Consider the following 17,283-nt stretch of genomic DNA (forward strand, 5'->3'; position numbering starts at 1 on the left):
CACACTCGGGACAGCGCGTCTTCACTCTGTTAGCTTAGTGGCGAACTGAAGGCCGCGCAGACGGTCAAAGGCCGACTTTTCCCTGTTCTGCAAGGATCATCATGACACTTGTCAAACTGACTTCCGTGGCCGTGCTGGCACTCGCTCTGGGCGCCTGCCAGAGCCTGTTCACGCCCAACTACCGGGCCCCGCTCGAGGTCAAGCGCGACGCCTGGGAGCATGTCAAACCTGGCTGCAGCGAAAGCGACTGCCCGCTGGTGAACATCGACATGGTCCACTTCCCGGCCCTGCCCGCGCTCGACGGCATCGTCGAAAAACGCCTGCTGCAACTGACCGAAGACAATCAGCATGGCACCGCGCCAAGCACCTTGCAGGCCTACGAACAGCAATACCTGGCCAGTGCCGACAAACGTAACAGCAGTTACCTGCAAGCCAAGGTACGCGAGCAGCATGACGGGCTGGTGATCATCGAGTTGTCCAGTTATCTGGACAGCGGTGGCGCCCATGGCATGCCTGGGCGCGGCTTCATCAACTATTCGCGCAAGCTGGACAAGGTGCTGACCCTGCAGGACATGCTGGTGCCAGGCCAGGAGGACACCTTCTGGAAAACCGTCGAGGAGTCGCACCGCGCCTGGCTGATGAGCGTGGGCATGGACAAGGACGCCGAGTTCGTCAAAACCTGGCCCTTCAAGAAGTCGCCGCACATCGCCCTGACGTACGGCGCAGTCGTGGTCAAGTACGAGGTCTATGCCATCGCGCCCTATTCCATGGGCCACGTGGAACTGAAGATCCCCTACCCGCGCCTGAATGGCGTACTCAAGCCTGAACTGTTTCCCGGCCGCGGCTAAGGCTCAGTAACCCATGCAGCACACCTGCCAGCAGCAATGCTGGCAGGGTAGCCCCCAGCTCCGGTGCCTGCGCGGCAATCAGGTGATAGACCGCCACCCCTGCAAACCAGGCCACCAGCGCCTGCCAGTGCAAGCCGCCGACCTGTGCCGGCAAGCGGCGACGACGAATCACGTAGTGGTCCATCAACACCACGCCAAACAGCGGCGCGAACACCGAACCGATCAGCAGCAGGAAGTTTTCGTACTGGGCCAGTGGCGCCAGCAGGGCGATCAGGGTGCACAGCACGCCGATGGCCAGCGCCAGGTGCTCGACCTTCACAGGCACCAGCACGCCGGTGGAAACCGCTGCCGAGTGGATGTCGGCGAAGGCCTTTTCCGACTCGTCCAGCAGAATGAGCAGCAGCGGAATACCCATGCCGGCGCCGGCCAGGGCCAGCAGCAGGGCATTGACCTCGCCACTGGCAGCGAAGGCCAGGGTGTAGGCCACGCCCAGGCTCATCAGCCAGGTGTTGCCGATGAAATAGCCAATGACCGTGCCGCCGAACACGTGCTTGCCGTTGCGGGCGAAACGCGAGTAGTCGGCGATCAGTGGCAACCAGGACAGTGGCATGGCGATGACGATGTCGAAGCCCACGGCCAGTGACATCGAACCGTCACCGGCGCGGCCCCACAGTTCAGCCAGGTCGGCCTTGGCGAACAGGTTCCAGGTCAGCCACAGGCAAGCGCCCAGCAGCACCCAGATACCCCAGGCGCGCAGCACCTTGCGCACGAAGGCCAGTGGCCCGCTGACGGCCAGCAGGGTGGCCAGGGCACCGAAACACAGGGTCCAGAGCATCGGGCTGTTCCAGGCACTGTCCTCACCGAACGCCCGCGCGCCCAGCAGGCTGGCGGCATCGCGCATGACGATGATCTCGAACGCGCCCCAACCCACCAGTTGCAGCAGGTTGAGCACTGCCGGCAAGCGCGCGCCATGGCCGCCCAGGCTGAGTTTCAGGGTGCCCATGGCCGAAAGCCCGGTGTCGCTGCCGATGACACCGGCGGCGCCCAGCAGCAGCACACCCACGCCGGTACCCAGGGCGATGGCCAGCACTGCGCCGGCAAGGCCCAGACCTGGGGCCAGCATGGCGCCGACTTGCAGCACCATCAGGCCGATGCCGAGGGAGAACCACAGCGAGAACAGGTCGCGGGCGCCGAAGATGCGCTGGTGGGTGGGGACCGGGTGGTCGGGGGAGAATTGGCTGGGGGTGGTCATGCTTGCTGGCACTCGGCAGAGGAATATGGATGTATGCGGTCGTTGTAGGAGCGGCCTTGTGTCGCGATGGGCCGCAAAGCGGCCCCCGATTTCAGCTTCGCCGCTGATATTGCCGGGGTCAGCTTTGCAGTCAGACTTTCTGGTACAGCTGGCTGCCTTCCTGGCGGAACCGCTCGGCTTGCTCGCGCATGCCTTGCTCGACCGTCACATCCACGGCTTCGATCTTGGCGGCGTATTCACGCACTTCCTGGGTGATTTTCATCGAGCAGAACTTCGGCCCGCACATCGAGCAGAAGTGCGCGACCTTGGCCGATTCCTTCGGCAGGGTCTCGTCGTGGAAGGCGCGGGCGGTGTCCGGGTCCAGGCCGAGGTTGAACTGGTCTTCCCAACGGAACTCGAAACGCGCCTTGGACAGGGCGTTGTCACGAATCTGCGCACCTGGGTGGCCCTTGGCAAGGTCGGCGGCGTGCGCAGCGATCTTGTAGGTGATGATGCCGGTCTTGACGTCGTCCTTGTTCGGCAGGCCCAGGTGTTCCTTGGGCGTGACGTAGCAGAGCATGGCGCAACCGAACCAGCCGATCATCGCCGCACCAATGCCCGAGGTGATGTGGTCGTAACCCGGCGCAATGTCGGTGGTCAGCGGGCCGAGGGTGTAGAACGGCGCCTCGTCGCAGCACTCCAGCTGCTTGTCCATGTTCTCCTTGATCAGCTGCATCGGTACGTGGCCAGGGCCTTCGATCATGCACTGCACGTCGTGCTTCCAGGCGATCTTGGTCAGCTCGCCGAGGGTTTCCAGCTCACCGAACTGCGCGGCGTCGTTGGCATCGGCGATCGAGCCAGGGCGCAGGCCGTCACCCAGCGAGAAGCTGACGTCGTAGGCCTTCATGATTTCGCAGATTTCGTCGAAGTGCGTGTACAGGAAGTTTTCCTTGTGGTGCGCCAGGCACCACTTGGCCATGATCGAGCCACCACGGCTGACGATACCGGTGACGCGCTTGGCGGTCAGCGGCACATAGCGCAGTAGCACACCGGCGTGGATGGTGAAGTAGTCCACGCCCTGCTCGGCCTGCTCGATCAGGGTGTCGCGGAACAGCTCCCAGGTCAGGTCTTCGGCCACGCCGTTGACCTTTTCCAGCGCCTGGTAGATCGGCACGGTACCGATCGGCACCGGCGAGTTGCGGATGATCCACTCGCGGGTTTCGTGAATGTGCTTGCCGGTGGACAGGTCCATGACCGTGTCCGAGCCCCAGCGGATGCCCCAGGTCAGCTTGGCCACTTCTTCCTCGATCGAGGAACCCAGGGCGCTGTTGCCGATGTTGCCGTTGATCTTCACCAGGAAGTTGCGGCCGATGATCATCGGCTCCACTTCCGGGTGGTTGATGTTGGCCGGAATGATCGCGCGGCCACGGGCGATTTCCTGGCGCACGAATTCAGGGGTGATTTCTTTCGGGATGTTGGCACCGAAGCTGTGGCCGGCGTGCTGCTCTTTAAGCAGGCCTGCGGCGCGGGCCTCTTGAAGCTTCATGTTTTCGCGGATGGCGACGTATTCCATCTCGGCGGTGATGATGCCCTGGCGGGCATAGTGCATCTGCGAGACGTTGGCGCCAGCCTTGGCACGGCGCGGGTTGCGCACGTGGGCGAAACGCAGCTTGGCCAGTTCGGCGTCGTTAAGGCGCTGCTGGCCGAAGTCGGAGCTGAGCCCGCCCAGGCGCTCGGTGTCACCGCGGGCGTCGATCCACGCCGAACGCACGTCGGCCAGGCCCTTGCGCACGTCGATGATCACGTTGGGGTCGGTGTACGGGCCGGACGTGTCGTAGACCAGTACCGGCGCGTTGGTTTCGCCGCCAAAATCGGTCGGGGTATCGTCGAGGCTGATTTCACGCATGGGCACGCGGATGTCCGGGCGCGAGCCTTCGACATAGATTTTGCGCGAGCGCGGGAACGGTTGCACGGACTGCTGATCGACTTTTGCCGATTCGCTGAGGTTGATCGCTTTTTCTTGTTTGGTCATCACAGGCTCTCCAGACGGCTTCCTAGCAGTGGAATGTCGGGGAGAACCTGAAAAGCGCGGACGCACCCATGGACGGGTGCAGTGCCGGATATGGGGGTGCCTGAAGCTGCATGCAGCTGCGACATTCCCGGACCTGGCACAAGAGGCTCCCCGGGAAGGCGAGCAATCTTGTTCCCTACGCAGGCGCTAACCTGATCAGGTTCAACGGGATCCGCACCTCTGCGATCTCAGCCTTTGCTTCAAGGCACCCCGACAAGAACATGCGCAGTCTAGACTGGAGTGGTCGGCAAAGCCAAGCGGGTAAATGCGCGGTTGATGAAAGGCACACCGGGCGATTGTTGCCAGGGGCGCATGGCACTACACTGGCCCATCGCTCGATACTCAACAGTTCAGTAATTAAATTTCGTACAAGGATTGCCTCTATGCTGCGCAAACTCTCACTGGCGATAGCCGTGTCTTGTGCGTCCAACGGAGTGGTCTGGGCAGCGGACATGCCCACTACAGTCAAAACCGACCTCGTGAGCGTCTATCAGGAAGCGGTAGACAACAACGCCGACCTGGCTGCGGCACGCGCCGATTATGGCGCCCGCCGCGAAGTGGTGCCGCAGGCCCGCGCCGGTTTGCTGCCAAACCTGTCCGCCGATGCCGAGATGCTGAACACCCGCACCAAGCTGGACGAGCCCTCCATCACCTCCAACCGCAGCGGCAACTCATGGAGCGCGACACTGGCCCAGCCAATCTTCCGCGCTGATCGCTGGTTCCAGCTGCAGGCAGCCGAAGCGGTCAACGAACAGGCCGCGCTGGAACTGTCGGCCACTGAACAGAACCTGATCCTGCAAACTGCGCAGAACTACTTTGCCGTGCTGCGTGCGCAAGACAACCTTGCCGCCACCAAGGCCGAGGAAGCCGCGTTCAAGCGCCAACTGGACCAGTCCAACGAACGCTTCGATGTGGGCCTTTCGGACAAGACCGACGTACTGCAATCCCAGGCCAGTTATGACACGGCCCGGGCCAACCGGATCATCGCCGAGCGCCAGGTGCAGGATGCCTTTGAAGCGCTGGTCACCCTGACCAACCGTGAATACACCTCGATTCAGGGCGTGGTGCATACCCTGCCGGTGCAGGTACCGACGCCAAACGACGCCAAGGCCTGGGTCGAAACCGCCGGGCGCCAGAACCTCAACCTGCTGGCCACCAACTATGCGGTTTCTGCCGCCGAAGAGACCCTGCGCCAGCGCAAGGCCGGCCATGCGCCGACCCTGGATGCAGTGGCCAAGTACCAGAAGGGTGACAACGACAGCCTCGGCTTTACCAACCCGGCGCCGCAGCAAAACGTGCGCTACGGTGGTGATGTCGAACAGACCAGTGTTGGCCTGCAACTGAACATTCCGATCTACAGCGGTGGCCTGACCAGCTCGCAGGTACGCGAGGCCTACCAGCGCCTGAGCCAGAGCGAGCAGCAACGTGAGAGCCTGCGCCGCCAGGTGGTGGAAAACACCCGCAACCTGCACCGCGCGGTGAACACTGATGTGGAACAGGTACAGGCGCGCAAGCAGTCGATCATCTCCAACCAGAGCGCGCTGGAAGCCACCGAAATCGGCTACCAGGTGGGTACCCGCAACATCGTCGACGTGCTCGATGCCCAGCGCCAGCTGTACACCTCGGTGAGGGATTACAACAACAGCCGCTATGACTACATCCTCGACAACCTGAGCCTGAAGCAGGCGGCCGGCACCCTGAGCCCGCAAGACCTGCAGGACCTCAAGCGCTACCTGAAACCGGACTACAACCCGGACAAGGACTTCCTGCCGCCAGACCTGGCTGCGGCAGCGGCCAAGAACTTCGAGCGCCGCCCTTGAACTCAGGGTGTGCACGGACATTGTAGGAGCGGCCTTGTGTCGCGAAAGGGGTGCGAAGCGCCCCCGGGATCTTCGCATCCCCGCAAGATTGCCGGGGCCGCTTTGCGGCCCTTTCGCGACACAAGGCCGCTCCTACAGGACCGCACCGCTGCACAGATCAGCGGACCAGTGCGCCCAAGCCATCGAGCAAGCGCTGCAACGCGCCCTGATTGGCCCGCATCACCGCCCTGCCCGCCTCGCCCATGCGCTGCGCATCCTGCGGCAACTCGACCAGCCGCCGCACCGCTTCGGCCAGCCCGTCGGCATCGTCCACCTGCTGCAACGCCCCTGCCTCACGCAACATCGCGCTGATTTCAAGGAAGTTGAACACATGCGGCCCCATGAGCACCGGCAAGGCCAGCGCGGCTGGCTCCAACGGGTTGTGCCCACCGGTCGGCACCAGGCTGCCACCGACGAAGGCAATGTCGGCCAGGGCATACAGGAACAGCAACTCACCCATGGTATCGCCAAGCAACACCCGGGTTTGCGCCTCGACCGGCGTACCGGCAGAACGGCGCACGGTGGTGAATTGCTCGCTGCACAGCGCATGCACAGCGTTGAAGCGCTCGGGATGGCGCGGCACCAGGATCAGCAAGGCATCGCCATGCACCTGCAACAACTGCCGATGAGCCTGCAGAATCAGCGCATCTTCACCTTCGTGGGTACTGGCGGCAATCCACACCGGGCGCTGCTGCGCCCCCCACTGCTCACGCAATGCCTTGGCACGCGGCAGCAGTTGCTCATCGACCTTCAGGTCGAACTTGATCGAGCCGGTGACCTGCACGCACTCAGGGCGCGCACCCAGGTCGAGGAAGCGTTGCGCTTCGGTTTCGGTCTGCACGGCGATCAGGTTCATTTCCGCCAGCATCGGCCGAGTCAGCTTGGCAAAGCGCCCGTAGCCGCGTGCCGAGCGCTCGGACAATCGCGCGTTGGCCAGCGCCACCGGAATACCGCGTTTGGCGCACTGGTGGATGTGGTTGGGCCACAGCTCGGTTTCCATGATGATGCCCAGCTTCGGCTGCACATGGTCGAGAAAACGCCCGGCCGCCCACGGCAGGTCGTAGGGCAGGTAGCAATGCTGCACGCGCGGTTCGTCGGCGAACATGGCGCGAATACGCTCTGAACCGGTCGGCGTCATGCAGGTCAGCGTGATCGGCAATTCCGGGTAGGCCTTGAGCAAGGCCCGCACCATGGGTGCGGCAGCAATGCTCTCGCCCACCGACACCGCGTGCACCCAGAGGCCGCCCTGGCGCATGGCCGGCAGCTTGAAAGCAAAGCGCTCGCCGATGCGTTGCCCATAGGCCGGCGCCTTGCGTGCGCGCAGGTACAGGCGCAGCGCAACCAGCGGCAGGCCCAGGTGAAACAGCAAGGTATAGAGTGTTCTGTTCATGGCGGCGGAGTTTACCCGATCGCGCGCAGGTGCACCGCAAAGCGCTCGGCCAGCCACTGCGCGGCCGGCCCCAGGGGCGCATCACGGCGCCAGGCCAGTTCCGCCACCAGCGCCGGCGGGCGCCATTCGCTATCGAGCTCGACCATGTGCGCCTGGTAGGTCGGGTACTGCACCACGTGCCGCGGCAACCAGGCCCAGCCCAGGCCGCGCATCAACAGCTCAGCCATGGCGTAGAAGCTGTCGGCACGCCAGACCTGCGGGCTGATCGCTTCGCCGCCGGGGTAACCACTTTGCTGTGGGGTGATGAGCAATTGCCGGTGGCGCGCCAGTTGCTGGCGGGTGACCCGGCCTTCGCCCGCCAGCGGGTGGCCGACCGCGCATACCGTGACCATCTCCACACTGCCCAGCGCCCGCCGCTCCAGCGATGCCGGGATGCTTTCGTGGTGGAAGAACAGGCCCAGGTCGGCGCGCCGCTCCACCAGCTTGCGCGCCACATCGCCCTGGGCACCGCTGGCCAACTGAACCTCCAGGAACGGATAGCGGCTGGCCAGTTCGTCGAGGCTGTCGATCACCGGCTGATAAGGCATGGCTTCGTCCTGGGCAACCCGCAGCAAAGCCTCCTGCCCGCGCATGAGCGCCAGGGCACGACCATCCAGGTGTTCGCACTGGCGCAACAGTTCGCGGGCATCTTCCAGCAACGCGCTGCCATTTTCGGTCAGCTTCGGCTGCCGGCCACTGCTGCGCTCGAACAACGTGACACCCAGGTCTGCTTCCAGCAGGGCGATGGCATTGCTGATGGCCGATTGCGCCTTGCGTTGTTCGCGGGCCACGGCAGAAAAGGAGCGCAATTCGGCGACGCGCAGAAAAATACGCAACTGCTCCAGATTCCATTGCTCAGCCATCAACCTATCCCCATATCTGATAGGTAATGACTTTACCGCATCTGGGCAAGGTCTAGAATGCCCGACCAGTTACCAGAGGATCCCGCCATGAATGCCTATACCTATCTCGCCATCGCCATCTGCGCCGAAGTCATCGCCACTGCCTCCATGAAAGCGGTGAAAGGCCTGAGCACGCCGTTGCCACTGCTGCTGATGGTGGTCGGCTACGGCATTGCGTTCTGGATGCTGACCCTGGTAGTGCGCAGCATTCCGGTGGGGATCGCCTATGCCATCTGGTCGGGGCTGGGGATTGTGCTGATCAGCGTGGCGGCGCTGGTGATCTACGGGCAGAAGCTGGATGTGCCGGCGATGCTCGGCATGGCCATGATCGTGGGCGGGGTGGTGGTGATTCAGCTGTTCTCCAAGACAGCCGGGCATTGATGTTTGCCCGATAGACCCTGGGGCGGCGCCGGCCGCGGAATCTGCGCGGTCCCTGTAGGAGCGGCCTTGTGTCGCGATGGGCTGCGCAGCAGCCCCAGGATCGCAAAGCCCATGCATGCCCGACCCTGTATACTTGCCAGCTGTCCCAGTCTTCGAGGTACCGCCATGCCATCTGCCATTTCCACTGACGTGCTGATCGTCGGCGCCGGGGTCGCAGGCCTCTGGCTCAATGCCCGCCTGCGCCGTCAGGGCTACTCGACAGTGCTGGTGGAACGCGCCAGCCTTGGCGGCGAGCAGACCATCAAGTCGCAGGGCATTATCCACGGCGGCACCAAGTACGCCCTGCACGGTGCCCTTACCGGCGCCTCGGAAGCCATCGCCGACATGCCGCGCCGCTGGCGCGAGGCCTTGGCTGGCGACGGCGAACTCGACCTCGGGCGTACCCGCCTGCTCTCCGATGCCCATTACCTGTGGTCGCCGGGTACCCTGGCCGGCAACCTCACCAGTTTCTTCGCCAGCAAGGCCGTGCGCGGCCGGGTCGACCAGGTCAAAGGCGACCAGCTGCCGCCCGCGCTGCAGGACCGCGCCTTCAAGGGTAAGGTCTATCGCTTGGCGGAACTGGTGATCGATGTCCCGAGCCTGCTGGCCAACCTGGCCGAGCTGGCCGGCGACTCCCTGCTGGCAGGTGAGCGAATCGAACCGTTGCGTGAAGGTGATGCGCTGGTCGGCCTGCGCGTGGACGGCCGGGAAATCCGTGCCCAACGCATCGTGTTGAGCGCCGGTGCCGGCACCGAAGGGTTGCTGCAGGCGCTGGGCCTGGACCAGCCAGCCATGCAAACCCGCCCGCTGCACATGGTCATGGCCAAGGGCCCGAACCTCAAACCTCTGTACGCCCACTGCCTAGGTGGCGGGCCCAAGCCACGGGTTACGGTGACCACCCACCCGGCAGCCGATGGCCAGTGGGTGTGGTACCTCGGCGGCGATCTGGCGGAAGCCGATGGCGTAGCGCGCGAACCTGCAGCGCAGATTGCTGCGGCACAGAAGGAAATCGCCAACCTGCTGCCGTGGGTTGACCAGAGCCTGGTGCGCTGGGCCACCCTGCGCGTCGACCGCGCCGAACCTGCGCAATCGGGCCTGGTACGCCCGGACAACGCCTTCCTTGCCGACCAGCAACGCCTGATGGTGGGCTGGCCGACCAAGCTGGCTTTAGCGCCAGACTTCAGCGACCGGGTCATCGCCCACCTGGAGCGCGACGGCATCCGCCCGCAGGCACAAGCCGATCTGGCCGGCCTGCCACGCCCGCCGCTGGGCGTGCCGGCCTGGGAGCAACTGCTGCCATGACCCTGCCAACCCTGCACGATTTCCACCGCCCACTGGGCAGCACTGGCTTCAAGGTGTCCCCCTTAGGCTTGGGCACGGTCAAGCTGGGCCGCGACCAGGGTGTGAAGTACCCCACCGGTTTCACCATCCCCGGCGATGACGAAGCCCGCATGCTGCTGGCCCAGGCCCGCGAGCTGGGCATCAACCTGATCGACACCGCCCCCGCCTATGGCCGCAGTGAAGAACGCCTGGGCCCGCTGTTGCGCGGCCAACGCGATGAGTGGGTGATCGTCAGCAAGGTCGGCGAAGAATTCGACAACGGCCTGTCGCACTTCGACTTCAGCGCCGCCCACACCCGCCGGTCGGTGGAACGCAGCCTGCGCCGCCTGGAAACCGACCGCATCGAACTGGTGCTGGTGCATTCTGATGGCAACGACCTGGCGATCCTCGAACAGCAGGAGGTCTACCAGACCTTGGCGGAGCTCAAGCAGGAGGGCAAGATCCTCGGCTTCGGCCTGTCCGGCAAGACCGTGGCCGGCGGCCTGAAAGCACTGGAGCAAGGCGACTGCGCCATGGTCACCTACAACCTCAACGAGCAGGCAGAACGACCGGTGCTGGACTACGCTGCCGAACACGGCAAGGCCATCCTGGTAAAGAAGGCCCTGGCCAGCGGGCATGTCTGCCTGGCCCCGGGCGTTGACCCGGTGCAGGCAAGCTTTGAACTGCTGTTCGCCCACCCTGGCGTCAGCAGTGCTATCGTCGGCACCATCAATCCGCTGCACCTGGCCCACAACGTGGCCACCGTCGCCCGCATCCTGGGCCAGCAATGAGTTGCCCCTGGCCCAAGGGCCAGGAGAATGACCCGACGCAAGGAGGAGCCTCGTGGCGCGAACGCTGATCCGCAAGAACCCGAGCAACTTCAAGACACTGCCACTGCATGTCGAAGCCACACCCGAAGGCCTGATCTACCAGAGCATCGGCATGCCGCTGAACTTTGCCCAGACCCAACAGCGGCGCAAGGCTATCCAGCTGCCCAACACGCAGCGCTTCGTGGTCGAACTGGCCAACCTGGGCGTGTCGGTGCGCCTTACCCTGCATTGGCAAAACCGTGACTACTGGGTGTTGGTACGTCAGCGTCGGCAAGACCGGGGCGATGTGGTGTTGAAACTGATTTCCGGGTATGTACCCGCGCAGGAGCTGAACCTGCCGTTGCACACGGCTGTTCAGGAAGTGGCTGAGGAATGCCTGCTGGAAACCCCGGAAGGCTGGTTGGGCGGGCGCTTCAACGATACCTGGCTGCCTGTGCCGTACGCCGCTGCCCTGCACTATCGCGAAACCCCGCACTTCCTGCTGACCCCGGAGTCCGGCGCCGCCCGGCCCGTGCATTGCGGCAACCTGATGCTGCTGGAACGGCCACGGGCCTATGTGCACTTGCCCACCGCCTCGCTGCAGCTGATCTACGACATGCGCCTGCAGGTGCCTCGTGAAGCCAAGAAACTCAGCCTGTTCCACGTCGATGAGCGGCTGGAGGGCGGCCAGCTGGTAGCGCGGCTCAACCGCAAAAGGCCAGACCTGTACCTGATGCCGTTGAAGGACGGCCACCCGCTGGCGGAGCTGTATACGCTGAAGAAGGATGAGCTGGTGCCGGCTAGCACACGCGGGTTGTACCTGGCCGAGAGTTTTGCCCGGCAGGAAGGCTGGGTAGTGACGGACGAGCGGGTGCGCTGGAAGGACTGGGTGAAGCAGCAGGGGTTGGTGGAGAGCAAGCCGGCGCGTGCATCGCACCTGCAGCGCTTTGGCGACAAGGCGCGGGCGCTGCTGGAGCGGGCGCGCACTTCTCTACATAAATAATGACTGGCGCCGCGGTGCGCCGCTTCGCGGGCACGCCCGCTCCCACAGGGATGGTGCAGCCTTGAAGATTGCGCCGTACTTGTGGGAGCGGGCATGCCCGCGAAGGGCCGCAAAGCGGCCCCGGCTGTATCAGTTCTTGCGAATCTTCTCGACAATCGCCGTGGTCGAGCTGTTCTCGACCAGCCCCAGCACCTTCACAGTGCCGCCATACGCCTTGACGATGTCTGCGCCCACCACCTGGTCGATGCCATAGTCGCCACCCTTGACCAGCACATCCGGCTTGACCTGGCTCAGCAGGTTTTCCGGGGTGCCTTCAGGGAAGCTGATCACCCAGTCCACCGCGCCCAAACCGGCCAGTACGGCCATACGGCGGTCGACGCTGTTGATCGGCCGGCCAGGCCCTTTCAGGCGGCTGACCGAAGCGTCGTCGTTGACCGCGACGATCAGGCGATCGCCCTGGGCCCGCGCCTGTTCCAGGTAGGTGACATGCCCGGCATGCAGGATGTCGAAGCAGCCATTGGTGAAGACGATCTTCTCTTTGTGCGCCCGCGCATCATCGATGGCCAGCAGCAGTTGCTCCAGGCCCAGCACGCCGCGCTCGGAGCCTTCCTCACGCTGGATCGCCCGGCGCAGTTCGGGGGCACTGATCGCAGCCGTACCCAGCTTGCCGACCACGATGCCGGCCGCCAGGTTGGCCAGGGCCACCGCGTGGGGCAGGTCCTCGCCAGCCGCAATGGCCGCCGCGAGGGTGGAGATGACGGTATCACCGGCACCGGTCACATCGAACACTTCACGCGCCCGTGCCGGCAGGTGCAGCGCCGGCTGGCCAACGCGCAGCAGGGTCATGCCATGCTCGCCACGGGTGACCAGCACGGCGCCCAGGTCCAGGTCCTGCAGCAGCTGCAAGCCTTTGGCGACCAGCTCGGCCTCATCGGCGCAACGGCCAACGATGGTCTCGAACTCGCTGAGGTTCGGGGTGATCAGGCTGGCGCCGCGGTAGATGGAAAAATCCTTGCCCTTGGGGTCGGCCAGCACCGGAATGCCCTTGGCCCGCGCCGCCTGAATCAGGCTTTGGTGATTCTTCAGTGCGCCCTTGCCGTAGTCGGACAAGACCAGCACCTTGACGCCTTCGAGCAGGCTGTCGACCTCGGCACCCAGCGACAGCGGGTCGGTAGCGAACGGCTCTTCGAAATCGATACGCAGCAGCTGCTGGTGACGGCTCATGACCCGCAGCTTGACGATGGTCGGCTGGTGCGCAATGCGCTGGAACACCGAGCGCACCCCCGCAGCCTGCAGGCTGTTAGCCAGGCTGTCGGCGGCCTCGTCCTGGCCAGTAACACCGATCAGCGAAGCCGGCGCGCCCAGGGCAGCGATGTTCAAGGCAACGTTGGCCGCGCCGCCGGGGCGATCCTCGATCTGATCGACCTTGACCACCGGGACTGGCGCTTCAGGCGAGATACGCGAAGTACCGCCATGCCAGTAGCGGTCGAGCATGACATCGCCGACCACCAGAACCGGGGCTTGATCGAAACGCGGCATGGACAACTTCATGGGCAACCCATATGGAAATAATGAACAGGGGCAGGATATTAGCACAGGGTAGACGACGGCTTTATGGCCAGATCGCCCCCGGAAAATTCCCGTGACAATCGGGGCCGTTACGGCCCCGATCAGGGAGGACTCAGGTGATATCGGCCTTGACCGGCTCATCGAGGCCCATGGCATGCAGGCGGGCATAATGGCCATTCGCCGCGAGCAGCTCGGCGTGGGTGCCGCGCTCCACCAGACGGCCCTGGTCCATGACCAGGATCTGGTCGGCCTTCTCGATGGTCGACAGGCGGTGGGCGATCACCAGCGTGGTGCGGCCTTGCATGACGTGGTCCAGGGCAGCCTGGATGTGCCGCTCGGATTCGGTATCCAGGGCCGAGGTGGCCTCGTCGAGAATCAGCAGCGGCGCGTTCTTCAGCAGTGCCCGGGCAATCGCCAGGCGCTGGCGCTGGCCGCCGGAGAGCAGCACGCCGTTTTCACCCACGTCGGTGTCGAAGCCCTTCGGCAAGCGGTCGACGAACTCCTTGGCATAGGCGTCGGCCGCAGCGGCTTCGATGTCTGCCCGCGGGGCGCCCGCCAGATCGCCATAGGCGATGTTGTTGGCCACGGTGTCGTTGAACAGGGTGACGTGCTGGGTCACCTGCGAAACGTGGCGGCGCAGGTTGCGCAGGCGGTAGTCCTCGATCTCCACGCCATCGAGCAGGATCTGCCCCTGGTCATGGTGATAGAAGCGCGGGATCAGCGACGCCAGGGTCGACTTGCCGCTGCCAGAGCGGCCGACCAGGGCGATCATCTGCCCAGGCTCGGCGACAAAGCTGATGTCGCTCAGCACTTCACGCTCGGTACCCGGGTAGGTGAAGCTCAGGTTGCGCACTTCCAGGCGCCCTTCCACGCGGTCTTTCTCGACAGTACCGGTGTCCAGTTCAGGCTCTTCGTCCAGTTGCTCGAAGATGCTTTCTGCACCCGCCAGGCCCTTCTGGATGGTCGAGCTGACTTCCGACAACTGGCGAATCGGCTTGGGCAGCAAGCCGGCAGCGGTAATGTAGGCCACCAGGTCACCGGCGGTAGACTCACCGCGCAGGAACAGCACCAGGAACATCAGCGCGGCCATGGCGCTGTAGATCACCAGCTGCAGCATCGGCGTGTACAGCGAGCCGGTCTTGGTCATGCGCAACTGCTTGTCGGTATTGCTCTGGCTGGCCCTGCTGAAACGCTGCTCCTCGTAGGCCTCGCCGCCGAAGCTGCGCACCACGCGGTAACCCTGGATGGTTTCCGAGGCGACGTGGGTGACGTCACCCATGGCCACCTGAATCTTCTTGCTCTGCTTGCGGAATTTCTTGCTGGCAATGCTGACCATCACCGCAATCACCGGCAAGATGGCAACCATGACCAAGGTGAGGTGCCAGTTCATCCACAGCAGGTAGGCGAACAGGAACACCACGGTCAGGCCTTCGCGGATGACCACCTTGATTGCATCGGTGGCAGCACCGGTGACCATGGTCACGTTGAAGGTGATACGCGAAATCAGGTGCCCGGAGTTGTGGTTGTCGAAGTAGCGGTTGGGCAGTACCAGCAGCTTGTTGAACAACTCCACGCGCAGGTCGTGCACCAGGCACAGGGAAACCTTGGCCAGGAAATAGTTGCCAAGGAACGACCCCAGGCCCTGCCACGCGGCGATCAGGATGATCAGCAGCGGCACCGCCTGCAGCAATTGCAGGTCGCGAAGGTAGGGGACGTTGGGGAACAACACCGCTTCGGGGTTGCTCAGCCCATCGACAAAGTACTTGAGGATGCCGGCCAGCATCGGCTGGGTCGAGGCAAAGATCACGAAACCGACAATGCTCAGCAGGAAAATGCCGGCATAGGGTTTCACATAGCTCAACAGCCGGAAGTAGATCTTCAGGCTGGAGGTGTGCTCCGCCGGTCGCGGTGTTTCGGCCATTATCGAGCTCGCTGTTCAGGTTGAACCAGAAATTTTACCACAGGCGTCATTTTCGGCACGCCCCCATGGCAGCATCATGGCAAGGCCGACAGGCAACCAACTGATGAACCATTCGGCACGTGGGGTACCGGTGAGGCTGGCGGCATCGAACTGCATGGCCAGGGTCGAATACACCCAGAAGCCCAGCAGGACCTTGCCGAACAGCGTGCCGCGCGCGCGGATGATTTCGCCCAGGGTGAACAACCACACCATGACCCACAGCAGCATGCCCGGCAGGCCCATCTCCACGGCAACATGGGTGAACATGTTGTGGGTGTGGTCGAAGTGCTTGCCCACCGCACTTACGTCGTAGGCAGCCCCCAGGCCCAGGCCGGTCCAGGGGTGCGCGGCAATCATGTCGACGACGGCATGGAAAATTTCCGGCCGGTAGGAAGAGCCGCGCTTGGCGATCAGGTCGTACACCGCATAGAAAGCAAGGCCGGTAGCAATGACTGCCAGGATGGAAAACACCCGGCTGTGGCGGTCACGGAACCACAGCGGCGCCATGATGACGGTGAGCACCAGGGCCAGGAGCGCGCCTCGGCTCTGGCTGAGCATGGCAAACGCCCCCAGGCACACCAGTGCCGCCAACCACAACAGCTGCAGGCCACGCTGGCGAGGCGGCTCGTAAAGCAGGAAGAGCACGGCCGAGCCCACTACATAAGCACCCAGGATGGGGTGTGATATCTCGCCAATGCCGGCCAGGCGAGCCAGCAACGACTTACCCTGCAAACCATAGAAGTTGATGATCGAGACCAGTGCAGCGATGGCCAGCAGGCCACTACCGACCAGCAGCAGCTGCCGAATCCTCGCCAGGCCAAGCTGGGCCAGCAGCGGAAACGCCAGCAGGAACACCAGAATGTAGAGCAGGCGCTTGATCTCGCGCCCCGAGTCCTCTGCGGCCGACCAGGCCAGGCTAAGGCCACTCCAGGCCAACAGCAGCAGCAAGCTCAACCACAGAGCCGGCTGTCGCTTCCAGGCTTGCACCAGCACCTCGCGGGCGGACCATCCCAGCACCAACGTCGGCAGCCACAGGAACAACACCAGGCCTTGCTGATAAATCTTGTTGCTTGGTGCCAAGGCAATCGCCGCCAGGAACCAGACCAGACCCAACCCCAACCAGGCCCGCGCCCAGCTTTTTTGATACAACATCCTTTTCCCCCGATGAATCAAAGACACCATCCATGGTGCTACCGCATTATTTTCGGCATTATTGCCGGTCATTTTGCTCGCCAGACGACAAGGCTCTATTCATGCAATGCTCCCGGCTCACCCAGGTCGACTTCGATCAGCTGACACAAGGCGCACAGGTGCTTGAGGCAGACAGCCATGGCGCCAAAGTCTACCTGCTCGCGGATGGTAATTTCCTCAAGGTTTTTCGTAGGAAGCGGCTGATTTCATCTGCACTGCTGCGTCCTTACTCGCAGCGCTTCGTCGATAACGCCGCGCGCCTGGCGCAACTGGGCATCCCCACGCTCGAAGTGATCAGCCAGCACAAGCTCGACCTGCCAGGCCGCACTGCCGTGCTGTATCGCCCGCTACCCGGGCGCACCTTGCTGCAAATGTCGCGCGAGGAAGGCTTCAGCTGGGACACTTACCTGCCACAACTGATCCAGCTGGTCCGCCAGCTGCACCGCAGCGGGGTTTACTTCCGCTCGTTGCACCTGGGCAATGTCGTGGTTACACCTGACCAGCACCTCGGCCTGATCGACGTGGCCGACATGCGCTTCCTGCGCCCGCCGCTGTCGGCCCGCATGATTCGGCGCAATGTGCAGCACATGGTGCGCTATATCGAGCGGGAGAACCTGGGCGACCGGTTCCCCCTCGCCGCCTTCGAGGCAGCCCTGCTGGCGCGCTGACCG

At 63.8% G+C, this 17,283-nt stretch carries 14 protein-coding genes and 1 riboswitch; of the genes, 7 read left to right on the forward strand and 7 right to left on the reverse strand.

Translation table 11 applies throughout. The annotated features are described in order from the left end of the window. The first annotated feature begins 101 nt into the window (after window positions 1–101). Entirely contained in the window at window positions 102–848 is a 747-nt protein-coding gene (locus tag AK81_RS08195) for an RsiV family protein (protein ID WP_043198160.1), read from the forward strand. Here AK81_RS08195 and cytX read toward each other — a convergent pair. Beyond that, window positions 817–2,100: a putative hydroxymethylpyrimidine transporter CytX gene (gene cytX, locus AK81_RS08200; RefSeq protein ID WP_043198162.1), complete on the reverse strand. Its 1,284-nt coding sequence runs from the start codon at window positions 2,098–2,100 to the stop codon at window positions 817–819. The genes AK81_RS08195 and cytX overlap by 32 nt on opposite strands. Window positions 2,101–2,230: 130 nt before the next feature. Next, a complete protein-coding gene (gene thiC / locus AK81_RS08205; protein WP_043198163.1) occupies window positions 2,231–4,111 on the reverse strand; it encodes a phosphomethylpyrimidine synthase ThiC in 1,881 nt (626 codons plus the stop codon). Window positions 4,112–4,266: 155 nt separating this feature from the next. Next, window positions 4,267–4,373: riboswitch (TPP riboswitch) on the reverse strand. 160 nt (window positions 4,374–4,533) lie between these two features. On the opposite strand from thiC, the gene AK81_RS08210 reads away from it, so the two are divergent. Further along, window positions 4,534–5,970, forward strand: a complete 1,437-nt coding sequence (locus tag AK81_RS08210; protein WP_043198165.1) for a TolC family outer membrane protein — start codon at window positions 4,534–4,536, stop codon at window positions 5,968–5,970. A 157-nt stretch (window positions 5,971–6,127) separates the two neighbouring features. Here AK81_RS08210 and waaA read toward each other — a convergent pair whose 3' ends face one another. Continuing rightward, window positions 6,128–7,399: a lipid IV(A) 3-deoxy-D-manno-octulosonic acid transferase gene (gene waaA / locus AK81_RS08215; RefSeq protein ID WP_043198166.1), complete on the reverse strand. Its 1,272-nt coding sequence runs from the start codon at window positions 7,397–7,399 to the stop codon at window positions 6,128–6,130. A gap of 11 nt (window positions 7,400–7,410) precedes the next feature. Next, on the reverse strand, window positions 7,411–8,301 hold the full coding sequence (locus AK81_RS08220) for a LysR family transcriptional regulator (RefSeq protein ID WP_043198168.1): 891 nt from the start codon (window positions 8,299–8,301) through the stop codon (window positions 7,411–7,413). Window positions 8,302–8,388: 87 nt separating this feature from the next. Between AK81_RS08220 and AK81_RS08225 the strand changes: the two genes are divergently transcribed. The 4 genes from AK81_RS08225 to AK81_RS08240 all read left to right on the forward strand — a co-directional run bounded on the left by AK81_RS08225 (window position 8,389) and on the right by AK81_RS08240 (window position 11,892). Continuing rightward, on the forward strand, window positions 8,389–8,721 hold the full coding sequence (locus AK81_RS08225) for a DMT family transporter (protein WP_008095055.1): 333 nt from the start codon (window positions 8,389–8,391) through the stop codon (window positions 8,719–8,721). Between the two features lie 165 nt (window positions 8,722–8,886). Further along, entirely contained in the window at window positions 8,887–10,062 is a 1,176-nt protein-coding gene (locus AK81_RS08230) for an NAD(P)/FAD-dependent oxidoreductase (protein ID WP_043198169.1), read from the forward strand. After that, window positions 10,059–10,871, forward strand: a complete 813-nt coding sequence (locus tag AK81_RS08235; RefSeq protein ID WP_043198170.1) for an aldo/keto reductase — start codon at window positions 10,059–10,061, stop codon at window positions 10,869–10,871. Before AK81_RS08230 ends, AK81_RS08235 begins: the two co-directional genes overlap by 4 nt. Before the next feature lie 52 nt (window positions 10,872–10,923). Then, the gene (locus AK81_RS08240; RefSeq protein WP_043198171.1) at window positions 10,924–11,892 is read left to right on the forward strand and encodes a hypothetical protein; all 969 of its coding nucleotides are present in this window, start codon (window positions 10,924–10,926) and stop codon (window positions 11,890–11,892) included. A gap of 129 nt (window positions 11,893–12,021) precedes the next feature. Here AK81_RS08240 and hldE read toward each other — a convergent pair whose 3' ends face one another. From hldE to AK81_RS08255, 3 genes are all read right to left on the reverse strand, one after another. Next, window positions 12,022–13,443, reverse strand: coding sequence for a bifunctional D-glycero-beta-D-manno-heptose-7-phosphate kinase/D-glycero-beta-D-manno-heptose 1-phosphate adenylyltransferase HldE (gene hldE / locus AK81_RS08245; RefSeq protein ID WP_043198172.1), 1,422 nt, complete (start codon window positions 13,441–13,443; stop codon window positions 12,022–12,024). Window positions 13,444–13,573: 130 nt separating this feature from the next. Continuing rightward, window positions 13,574–15,382 (reverse strand): lipid A export permease/ATP-binding protein MsbA, encoded by a 1,809-nt coding sequence (gene msbA / locus AK81_RS08250; protein ID WP_043198173.1) that lies wholly within the window; start codon window positions 15,380–15,382, stop codon window positions 13,574–13,576. Between the two features lie 15 nt (window positions 15,383–15,397). Then, the gene (locus AK81_RS08255) at window positions 15,398–16,573 is read right to left on the reverse strand and encodes an O-antigen ligase family protein (RefSeq protein ID WP_043198174.1); all 1,176 of its coding nucleotides are present in this window, start codon (window positions 16,571–16,573) and stop codon (window positions 15,398–15,400) included. Window positions 16,574–16,674: 101 nt separating this feature from the next. Between AK81_RS08255 and AK81_RS08260 the strand changes: the two genes are divergently transcribed. Next, a complete protein-coding gene (locus AK81_RS08260) occupies window positions 16,675–17,280 on the forward strand; it encodes a toluene tolerance protein (protein WP_043198175.1) in 606 nt (201 codons plus the stop codon). Window positions 17,281–17,283 lie beyond the last annotated feature (3 nt).

Origin of the sequence: Pseudomonas putida W15Oct28, from assembly GCF_000708715.2 — a bacterium.
Lineage (GTDB): Bacteria > Pseudomonadota > Gammaproteobacteria > Pseudomonadales > Pseudomonadaceae > Aquipseudomonas > Aquipseudomonas putida_R.

Excerpts from the sequence above, each read along its gene's own strand:
- AK81_RS08225 (WP_008095055.1), top strand. The coding sequence starts at position 8,389 with ATGAATGCCTATACCTATCTCGCCATCGCCATCTGCGCCGAAGTCATC.
- AK81_RS08220 (WP_043198168.1), bottom strand. The coding sequence starts at position 8,301 with ATGGCTGAGCAATGGAATCTGGAGCAGTTGCGTATTTTTCTGCGCGTC.
- AK81_RS08260 (WP_043198175.1), top strand. The coding sequence starts at position 16,675 with ATGCAATGCTCCCGGCTCACCCAGGTCGACTTCGATCAGCTGACACAA.
- thiC (WP_043198163.1), bottom strand. The coding sequence starts at position 4,111 with ATGACCAAACAAGAAAAAGCGATCAACCTCAGCGAATCGGCAAAAGTC.
- AK81_RS08255 (WP_043198174.1), bottom strand. The coding sequence starts at position 16,573 with ATGTTGTATCAAAAAAGCTGGGCGCGGGCCTGGTTGGGGTTGGGTCTG.
- cytX (WP_043198162.1), bottom strand. The coding sequence starts at position 2,100 with ATGACCACCCCCAGCCAATTCTCCCCCGACCACCCGGTCCCCACCCAC.
- msbA (WP_043198173.1), bottom strand. The coding sequence starts at position 15,382 with ATGGCCGAAACACCGCGACCGGCGGAGCACACCTCCAGCCTGAAGATC.
- AK81_RS08230 (WP_043198169.1), top strand. The coding sequence starts at position 8,887 with ATGCCATCTGCCATTTCCACTGACGTGCTGATCGTCGGCGCCGGGGTC.
- hldE (WP_043198172.1), bottom strand. The coding sequence starts at position 13,443 with ATGAAGTTGTCCATGCCGCGTTTCGATCAAGCCCCGGTTCTGGTGGTC.
- AK81_RS08210 (WP_043198165.1), top strand. The coding sequence starts at position 4,534 with ATGCTGCGCAAACTCTCACTGGCGATAGCCGTGTCTTGTGCGTCCAAC.
- AK81_RS08195 (WP_043198160.1), top strand. The coding sequence starts at position 102 with ATGACACTTGTCAAACTGACTTCCGTGGCCGTGCTGGCACTCGCTCTG.
- waaA (WP_043198166.1), bottom strand. The coding sequence starts at position 7,399 with ATGAACAGAACACTCTATACCTTGCTGTTTCACCTGGGCCTGCCGCTG.
- AK81_RS08235 (WP_043198170.1), top strand. The coding sequence starts at position 10,059 with ATGACCCTGCCAACCCTGCACGATTTCCACCGCCCACTGGGCAGCACT.